7 protein-coding genes and 1 pseudogene are annotated in these 8,195 nt (G+C 73.0%); 5 read left to right on the forward strand and 3 right to left on the reverse strand.

The window, feature by feature from the left end; all coding sequences use genetic code 11:
* The 3 genes from ABZ896_RS50995 to lanKC all read right to left on the reverse strand — a co-directional run.
* Positions 1–474: ABC transporter transmembrane domain-containing protein (locus ABZ896_RS50995; protein WP_360945795.1), on the reverse strand; the 474-nt coding region annotated here is incomplete at its 3' end.
* A gap of 115 nt (positions 475–589) precedes the next feature.
* Complete coding sequence (locus tag ABZ896_RS51000; protein WP_020134771.1) at positions 590–706, reverse strand: SapB/AmfS family lanthipeptide; 117 nt, start codon at positions 704–706, stop codon at positions 590–592.
* A gap of 59 nt (positions 707–765) precedes the next feature.
* Entirely contained in the window at positions 766–3,363 is a 2,598-nt protein-coding gene (gene lanKC / locus ABZ896_RS51005) for a class III lanthionine synthetase LanKC (protein WP_360945799.1), read from the reverse strand.
* 187 nt (positions 3,364–3,550) lie between these two features.
* Here lanKC and ABZ896_RS51010 point away from each other — a divergent pair, with 187 nt between their 5' ends.
* The 5 genes and pseudogenes from ABZ896_RS51010 to ABZ896_RS51030 all read left to right on the forward strand — a co-directional run bounded on the left by ABZ896_RS51010 (position 3,551) and on the right by ABZ896_RS51030 (position 8,062).
* Entirely contained in the window at positions 3,551–6,007 is a 2,457-nt protein-coding gene (locus tag ABZ896_RS51010) for a SpoIIE family protein phosphatase (RefSeq protein ID WP_360945802.1), read from the forward strand.
* A gap of 85 nt (positions 6,008–6,092) precedes the next feature.
* Positions 6,093–6,512, forward strand: a complete 420-nt coding sequence (locus ABZ896_RS51015) for a CBS domain-containing protein (RefSeq protein ID WP_360945805.1) — start codon at positions 6,093–6,095, stop codon at positions 6,510–6,512.
* A 148-nt stretch (positions 6,513–6,660) separates the two neighbouring features.
* Positions 6,661–6,837: a hypothetical protein gene (locus ABZ896_RS51020; RefSeq protein WP_360945808.1), complete on the forward strand. Its 177-nt coding sequence runs from the start codon at positions 6,661–6,663 to the stop codon at positions 6,835–6,837.
* An 80-nt stretch (positions 6,838–6,917) separates the two neighbouring features.
* Positions 6,918–7,043 (forward strand): annotated as a pseudogene (locus ABZ896_RS51025) (glucose-1-phosphate thymidylyltransferase); the annotation flags it as partial.
* Positions 7,044–7,258: 215 nt separating this feature from the next.
* Positions 7,259–8,062 (forward strand): class I SAM-dependent methyltransferase, encoded by an 804-nt coding sequence (locus ABZ896_RS51030; protein ID WP_360945811.1) that lies wholly within the window; start codon positions 7,259–7,261, stop codon positions 8,060–8,062.
* Positions 8,063–8,195: the final 133 nt, after the last annotated feature.

An 8,195-nucleotide genomic window follows, 5' to 3' on the forward strand; every position in this document is an offset into this window, starting at 1 on the left:
GGAGGGGGCGGCGAGCCAGGGGGAGATCAGCGTGAGGGCCACCAGCGCGCCGAGCGGACCGGCGAGCGCGGAGAAGAGGGCGGCGCGGGCGGTGGGCGCGGTGCCGGCCTGGGCGGCGTTGCCGACGAGCCGGGCGACCAGGTCGCCGGGGCCGAAGCGGGCGGTGGCGCGCGGGCCGACCGCCAGCACATGGCCGGTGAGACGGCGGCGCAGCCAGGCGGTGGTCCGGGCGTCGAGGGTGCCGCCCAGCACGGTCTCCGCCGCGTCGAACAGGGCCAGCAGCAGGGCGAGCGCGGCGCAGTACAGCACCCAGCGGGTGGCGGGCGTCTGCGCGAGGAGCAGATCGAGGGTGTGCCCGAGCGCGGCGGGCAGCAACAGCCCGGCACCGGTCGCGGCGGTGCTCAGGAGGCACAGCGTCAGACAGCGGGCGGGGGAGGGGCCCAGGAGACCGGGGCTCGCGGGGCGAGTGGTCATGCGGCCCTCCCGGAGTTGCGCGTGAACGGGGCTGCGCCAAAACGGAGTTGCAGGACCCCGGGCGGCCCCTCCCTCGCGGGAGCGGACCGCCCGGAGCGTGGACGCACGGAGTTCGTCAGAGACAGAGGGTGACGCTCGCCGCGCTGACGCAGGACAGCAGGCTGAGGGTGCTGTTGGCGCCGCCGCCGGTGTGCTCGTCGGACTCCATCGTCTGCAGGTCGAGAAGAGCCATCTCGTGTCCTTCCTTCGGTTGTCGTCCACCCGTGGGGACGGGGTTGGGTCACGGCTCCGTCAGGTCGCGGAACCGCGTTGTGGGGGCCGCCCGGTCGGCGGCAGGAACGGCAGGTGCGCGGAGGTCGGTTCGCCGGGGGCCGCGTGGGCCGCGCCGAGCGCGAGCAGGCACCCTGCCGTTCCGGTGCCCAGGTCCATCGACAGCCGCATCATCTGGTGGCCGGGGAAGGCCAGTTGGCCCTGGTAGTCCATCGCGAACCAGCCGAGTCCCGTGATCTGCTCGGCCAGCCGCTTCCGGCTCGCGCCGGGCGTGGTGGTGCGGGCCAGGTGCAGGATCATTCCGGCGCGGCCCTGGAAGAGACCGGGCTGGACGTAGAAGCGGCTGGTGGCCGCGGTGAGGATGCCGGCGCGCGCCTTCCCGAACTCGCCGTCCGGGTCAGCCCCTTGGGCGAGGTAGTCGTCCAGCACCATCCCGATGCCCGCGCTGCCCTCGCCGAGGTACGGCAGCGTCCGCCACCCCTCGTCGACCTCCAGCGAACCGCCCGGGTGCGTCACACAGCACGCCAGGTCCCGGCGCAGCGCCACCTCGGCCGCCCTCAACAGCAGCGGCTCACCGGTGCGTTCGTACTGCCGCAGCAGGAACAGCGCGGGCCCGGTGGCTCCCTTCAGCAGCCCGGCCCGGCGCCCCGGCCCGTCCGGCGGGGGCTGCGCGAGCCGTCGTACGAGAACGTCGGCGGCCTCGGCGGCGCACTCCCGCAGCCTCGACTCCCCGGTGCGCTCGGCGAGTTCGCCGAGGACCAGGCCGAGACCGGCCAGGCCGCCGTGCAGGTCGGCGGAGAGGTTCTGCCACCGCTCCGCGAGGACGCGGTCGAGCAGGTCGAGGGCGCGCTGCCGGTGGCCGAGCCGGTCCAGGACCAGGGCGACGCCCGCGAGACCGTCGTAGAGACCGAGCGGGGTGCCGATCGGCGGGGGTGCGGTGCGGGCCAGGAGCCAGCGCTCGCCCTCCTCGTAGCGCTCGGCGCCGATCGCGTCCAGGGCGTAGAGCACGCCCGCCGCGCCGTGCGCGAGTCCGAGGCCGCCGCCGTCGTTGAACTGCGTGATGTCGCCCGGGAAGAGCCGGTCCTCGCGCTCCGGGGTCGCCGAGGCGAGCAGCGCCTTGACCATGGAGTCGCGGCTGTAGGGCCAGTCCGCGGGCTCGACGAAGGAGGGCGCGGGCGTCGGCGCGCCCCTGGTGATCTCCGTGACCGCCTCGTCGAGGAACTCCTTGGGCACGTCCGGGAACTGACGGAGGATCACCTCGGCCAGATGCGCGGCCTTGCCGCGGTCGACCACGAAGAGCGTGGTGACCGGCAGGAACAGCGCGATCCTCAGACAGGCGAGCGCGTACCGGTCGACGGCGATCCCGGTGCGGTCCGGCGGGGCGAAGAAGCCCGGGTGGGCCACGACCTGGCGGCCTTCCTCGGAGACCGGCGCCGCCGCCTCGAAGTCGATCAGGGACACCGACTCCTCGTCGGGGCCCACCATGATGTTGAAGACGTGTAGGTCGTTGAAGACGATCCCGCGCTCGTGCACCGCCGCGACCGCCTTCTCCACCGCGCCGTGGATCCGCACCGCCCACGCGGTGTACGCGGCCACGGCCGCCGGATCGGGGTCCGGGGTGAGCAGCGGATGCCGTTCGGCGAAGTAGGAGTTGAGCGGGCGCCCCTCCAGGAAGTCCATGACGAGGAAGCGGTGGTCGCCGAGCGTGAACCAGTCCCGCACCTCCGGCACGAACCCCGTCCCCGCCAGTCGCTCCAGGGCGTCCTTCTCCCGCTCCAGGCGCGCGATCGCGTCGGCCCCGTCCGCGGCGAGCCCCGCGTGCGGCCGCGCCTCCTTGAGGACGACCCTTCTGCCGTCCCGGCTGTCGGTGCCCACATAGACCCCGCCGCCGTTGGAGAAGTGCAGCGCCTTCTCGATGCGGTACGGCAGCTCGCCCACCGTCGTCGTGTTGCGCGCCGCCAGATGCGGCTGAAGGAATTCCGGCAGCGTCACCCACTCCGGGACCTGGAAGGACGGTGCCCGTCGGTCCGGCACCAGTCTTCCCTCGCCGTCCCGCACCGCCGGCACCAGCGAGCCCCGCTCGTCGACGACGAAGGTGCGCGCGAACGCGCCGTAGCGGACGTAGAGCGGACCGTCGTACCAGCGCAGATCGGTGAGGATGTACGGCCCCTCGAAGCCCTTCAGCAACTCGCCGAGCTCCCGGAGCACCTCGTGCAGCTGCTCCTCGTCGGCGGGGTAGAGGGTGACGAACTTGCCGCTGGAGTCGCGGGCCGCGTACTTGGTGTTGCGCAGATGCAGCAGGTTCGGGCCCGGCACGAACTTGAACGGGATGCGGCGCGGTACGCAGTAGTCCCACACGAGCGCGGCGATCCGCTCCGCGTTCGCCCGGGTGGCCGAAGCGTGGATCTTCCAGCCCTGGGAAGGGCCGCGGACCGGCCGGCCGTCGGATCCGACCGGCGTCAGCGTCAGCCAGTCACCGATCCGCGCCGTCTCCCAGCCCTCGGGCACCGTGCGCCGCGCCGCTTCGAACAGCGGCGCCTCCCGGCGCTCGGACAGCCGCTCCGGCGTGTCGTAGAAGTGCCGGTCGGCGAGCGCGTACACCTCGTACCGCTTGTCCATGCCTCCCCTTCCGTGGCCCGATGTCGAGCCTGGCAGCGGAGCGACGGCCACGGACAGTCACGGCTGTCACGAGCTCACCGTGCGGTACGCACGAGTCAAGAATTGTTCGGTCGCTTTCGAGCGCCGTCTTCGCGCGGGCTCCACGGAACGGTCACAGGGGCTGCGCAGGTGCCTCATAAGCGCTGTAATGGCGGACGTGGTCAGTGAGGGCGGTGCGGGACGCAGAACGCGACCGCTGCGTGCCGAGAGCGCCCTCACCGCGCTGACGGACGGCCCCGACTCGCCCGAACGGCTGCGCCGTGTGCTCGAACAGGCACTGGTCTTCGCCGGGGCGACGCTCGCCGCCGTGTACGCGCCCGGTGAGGACGGCGATCTGCTCTGCCTCGTCGAGTCGGCGGGCGTCCCCCGGACGGTCTACGGGCTGCGCGACAGTTATCCCGGCTCCGGCGGCTCCCCGCCCGCCGAGGCCCACCGCTCGGGACGGCCGGTCTTCCTCGGCCCGGAGGAACTCGCCGCGTGCGCCGAGTCGCGCAGGGTGAGCGCCCGGGACTTCCATCTGGCCGTGCTGCCCGCTCACGGCGACGACAGCCACGCCTGTCTGCTCGCCGTCAGCGAGGACCCCGGCGGCTTCGACGACGAGGACCGCAAGTGCCTCGAACTGATCGCCGACGCAGTCGTCTGTCCCGCCCCGGCCGCCGTCACCGAGGGCGACGAACTGCTGCCCAACGCCTTCAGCCTCGCCATGGACACCGGCCATGTGGAGGTCGGCGACGAACTCCTGGAGCTGTTCGCCCTCGACCGCGCCGACTTCGACGGCAAGGTCGAGACCCTCCTCGGCCTCACCGTTCCCGAGGACCTGCCCTCGCTGATGTCCCTGTTCGAGGCCGACCACATGTCGATCGGCGACCGCGAGCTGGAGTTCCGCATCCTGCAGCCCGCCGGACCGCCGAAGTGGCTCAGGCTCCGGGGCCGTCCGCTGCCCGGTGGCGAGGGCCACCCGGCCCGGCTCGTCGGCACCGTCGCCGACGCCTCCACGCTCCGCTCCGACGTCACCGACGTGGCCCGCGTCCAGCGCCTCGCCGCCGCCCTCGCCACCGCGGGCACCGTCCGGGACGTCAGCCAGGCCGTCGTCTCCGCCCTGCGCGCCCCGCTCCGGGCCGACCGCATCGCCCTCGCGGAGCTGGAGAACGAACGGCTCGTCGTCACCGTCCTCGACCCGCCCGAACCGGAGTCCTGGCCCGAGCTGTGGCGCCTGGAATGGCGAAGCGAGTGGCCCGACGCCCCGGTCCGGGCCATGCCCACCCTCGCCACCGCCCTGCGCGAGGGCCGCGCCCAGATCTGGCCCGCCGGGACCGCGCTCGAACCCGCCCTCGCCGACGTCGGCCCCGGCGGTCTCGCCGTCCTGCCGCTGCCCGCCGCCGGACGCATGGCCGGCGCCTGTCTGATCGGCTGGGACGCCCCGCATCACTTCGGCCCCGACGAACGCGCCCTGCTCACCGCCTCCGCCGGCCTCGCCGGGCAGGCCCTGATGCGCGCCCACGCCTTCGACGCCGAGCACGAACTCGTCGGCATGCTCCAGCGCCAGCTGCTGCCCCGCCGCCTGCCCCCGCTGCCCGGAGCCGTCGCCGTGGCCCGCTATCTGCCCAGCACCGCGGGCCTGGAACTCGGCGGCGACTGGTACGACGTGATCCCGCTGCCCGACAACCACGTCGCCCTCGTCATCGGCGACGTCCAGGGCCACAGCGCGGCCGCCGCCACCCTCATGGGCCAGATGCGCACCGCCCTGCGCGCCTACGCCGTCGAGGGCCACCCGCCGGACGTCGTGGTCGCCCACGCCAACCGGCTCCTCATGGACCTGGAGACCGACCTCTTCGCCACCTGCACCTACGTCGACCTCGACATGGAGGAGGGCACCGCCTGGTGCGTCCGCGCCGGCCACCTGCCACCGGTCCTGCGCCACCCCGACGGCACCACCGACATCGCCGAGGAGGACGGCGGCCCGCCGCTCGGCGTGCTGGACCGGGCCGACTTCCCGATGACCCCGCTCAGGCTGCGCCCCGGCACCGTCGTCGCCCTGACCACCGACGGCCTCGTCGAGTCCGCCGAGGCCGACATCGACGAGGGCATGGACCGCCTCGCCCACGAACTCGCCGTCTCCGACCCCGGCCACCTCGGTCTCGTCGCCGACGCCCTGCTCGGCAACGCCCGCCGCAGCGACGACGTCGCCCTGCTCCTGCTGCGCTACGACGGCATGGCCGTCCACCCGCTCCGGGAGAACTGGACGGTCTGGCGGGTCCCGCAGGCCGTCGGCCACGCCCGCCGCTTCACCCGGCGCACCCTGCGCGTCTGGAACGTCCCCGAGGACGCCCGGGACACCGCCCTGCTCGTCGTCTCCGAACTCGTCACCAACGCCCTCGTGCACACCGACGGGCAGGTCCGCCTCGAACTCGTCCTCGTCGGCCAACGGCTGCGCGTCGCCGTCGCCGACGCCTCGCCCCGCACCCCGGCCAAGCCGACCAGCATCGGCTGGGAGGCCACCGGCGGCCGCGGCATCCTCCTCGTCGAGGCCGTGTCCGCCTCCTGGGGCACCGTCCCGGTCAGCGGCGGCAAGCAGGTGTGGGCCGAGATCGCGCTGGACGCGTGAGCGGGGGGTACCCGGCGTCTCGTGCCCCGATTTCGGGGTGCGCACCCCGATTCCAGGGGTGCCGGTGCGAGCAGAGAGGCACGTCATGCCCCAGCACGTCAGCGACATCATGACCGCGGCGCCGGTCACCGTGGAGCCCCAGACCTCCGTCACCGCCGTCGCCCGGATCATGCGCGACCAGGACCTCGGTGCCGTCCTCGTCACCGACGGCGACCGGCTGCGCGGCCTGGTCACCGACCGCGACCTCGTGGTGCGCTCCCTCGCCGAGGGCGGCGACCCGGAGGAGACCACCGTGGCGGGCGCGTGCAGCGACGACCTGGTGACCGTCGGCCCCGAGGACGACCTGGACCGCGCGATCGCCCTCATGCGCGAGCACTCCGTACGCCGGATCCCGGTCGTCGAGGACGGCCGGCCCGTCGGCGTCGTCTCGCTCGGCGACGCCGCCATGGAACGCGACCCCGACTCGGCCCTCGGTGACATCAGCGTGGCGCGGCCCAACACGTGAACGGTGGCCGGGAGTTCGGCCGGCCGTCAAACGCCGGCACGGCCGGGCCCCGCCGAACGCGCGTACGGGATCGGCGCCCTGACGCGCGGCGTTTGCGGCCCACGGCAGCGGGGACCCGGGGGAGCAGCATGGAAGGACGTGAACCGTCGTGACCCCGCAGACCGCCCAGAAGTCCGTCGTCCGCCGTCCCGAGACCGGCTGGTCCCGGGCCCGCCGCCTGCACGACAAAGCCGAGCTGCGCACCTGCCTGCCCGCCGTCGAGGAGCACACCGGGACCACGACGGCGCACACCGGTGAGTGGAACATCGTCCGGGGCGAGGACTGAGGGTCGCCTCCCCGGCCGTAACCGGCGAGCCACCGACCCGACATGGCCCGTTCCTGTGAAGTCGGGCTAAGGTGACGCAGATGAAGGCTCTCGTGCTGTCCGGCGGAGCCGGTACACACCTGCGGCCGTCGATCCGTCCTCCGGCCGAGCAGCTGGTGCCCGTCGCCGACCAGGCCGTTCTCTCCCACGGCCGCGCATCCGTCGCGGCCGTACGCGCCGTCGAGCCGTGTGGGCACGGCGAGTTCGATTCCGGAACGGATCATGCTTTTCCCTATGAAGGCCTGCCATCCAGGCTGTGCGCAGGGTATGTTCCACCGAACTGGTCGCGACGGGGGCGGCCGCGGGCCCTGCCGGCCTCGCCCCGGGTCCGGCGACCCGCCCTGCACCAAGCCACGTCACACATCCGCAAGGAGATTTCCCGGTGAATCGTCATGAGTTCCTTCGGGGGCTCCACAAGGCCAGCGCGAACCGCAACTACCTGGAGATCGGCGTCAACGACGGCCGCAGCCTGACGCTCTCCCGGGTCCCGAGCATCGCGATCGACCCCGCGTTCAAGGTGGTCACCGAGATCCGCTGCGACGTCCACCTGGTCAAGGCCACCAGCGACGACTTCTTCGCCCGCAGCAACCCGCTCGCCCACCTCAAGGGCGGCCGCCACCCGCTGCGCAACCTGCGCCGGGGCCGCCACCCGCTCGCCCACTGGCGGGGCACCTCCCTCGACCTGTCGTTCATCGACGGCATGCACCTCTTCGAGTACGCCCTGCGCGACTTCATGAACGTGGAGAAGCACTCGGACTGGTCCAGCGTGATCGTCTTCGACGACATGCTGCCGCGCAACGTGGACGAGGCGGCCCGTGACCGCCACACCAACGCGTGGACCGGCGACGTCTACAAGGTCATCGAGGTCCTGAACCGCTACCGGCCCGACCTGGAGACGGTTCTCGTCGACACCGAGCCGACCGGTCTGCTCGTTGTCTTCGGCGCCGACCCGACCAACACCGTGCTCACGGAGAAGTACGACGAGATCATCGCGGAGTTCGTCTACGACGACCCGCAGAAGGTGCCGGAGTCGATCCTGGGCCGCACCACGGCGGTCAAGCCGGAGGCTCTGATCAACGCCCCCTTCTGGAAACCGCTGGTCAACTCCCGCAACCGCGGCACCAAGCGGGGCCGCGGCTGGGAGTCCCTGCGCGCCAGCCTGAAGCAGATCAACACCGCGGGCTGAGCCCGACGGGAAACGCGGAGCGGCCCGGACCTCGGTCTCCGCCGGCTTCGAGGTGAACAGCCCGTGCACCGGGCCCAGCGCGTGCCCGGTGACCTCGATGCGCAGCGTCTCGTGCAGCACGGTGACCGTGATC

The sequence above is a fragment of the Streptomyces sp. NPDC047072 genome (assembly GCF_040643855.1).
Classification (GTDB): Bacteria; Actinomycetota; Actinomycetes; order Streptomycetales; family Streptomycetaceae; genus Streptomyces.

Excerpts from the sequence above, each read along its gene's own strand:
- ABZ896_RS51010 (WP_360945802.1), top strand. The coding sequence starts at position 3,551 with ATGGCGGACGTGGTCAGTGAGGGCGGTGCGGGACGCAGAACGCGACCG.
- ABZ896_RS51015 (WP_360945805.1), top strand. The coding sequence starts at position 6,093 with ATGCCCCAGCACGTCAGCGACATCATGACCGCGGCGCCGGTCACCGTG.
- ABZ896_RS51000 (WP_020134771.1), bottom strand. The coding sequence starts at position 706 with ATGGCTCTTCTCGACCTGCAGACGATGGAGTCCGACGAGCACACCGGC.
- lanKC (WP_360945799.1), bottom strand. The coding sequence starts at position 3,363 with ATGGACAAGCGGTACGAGGTGTACGCGCTCGCCGACCGGCACTTCTAC.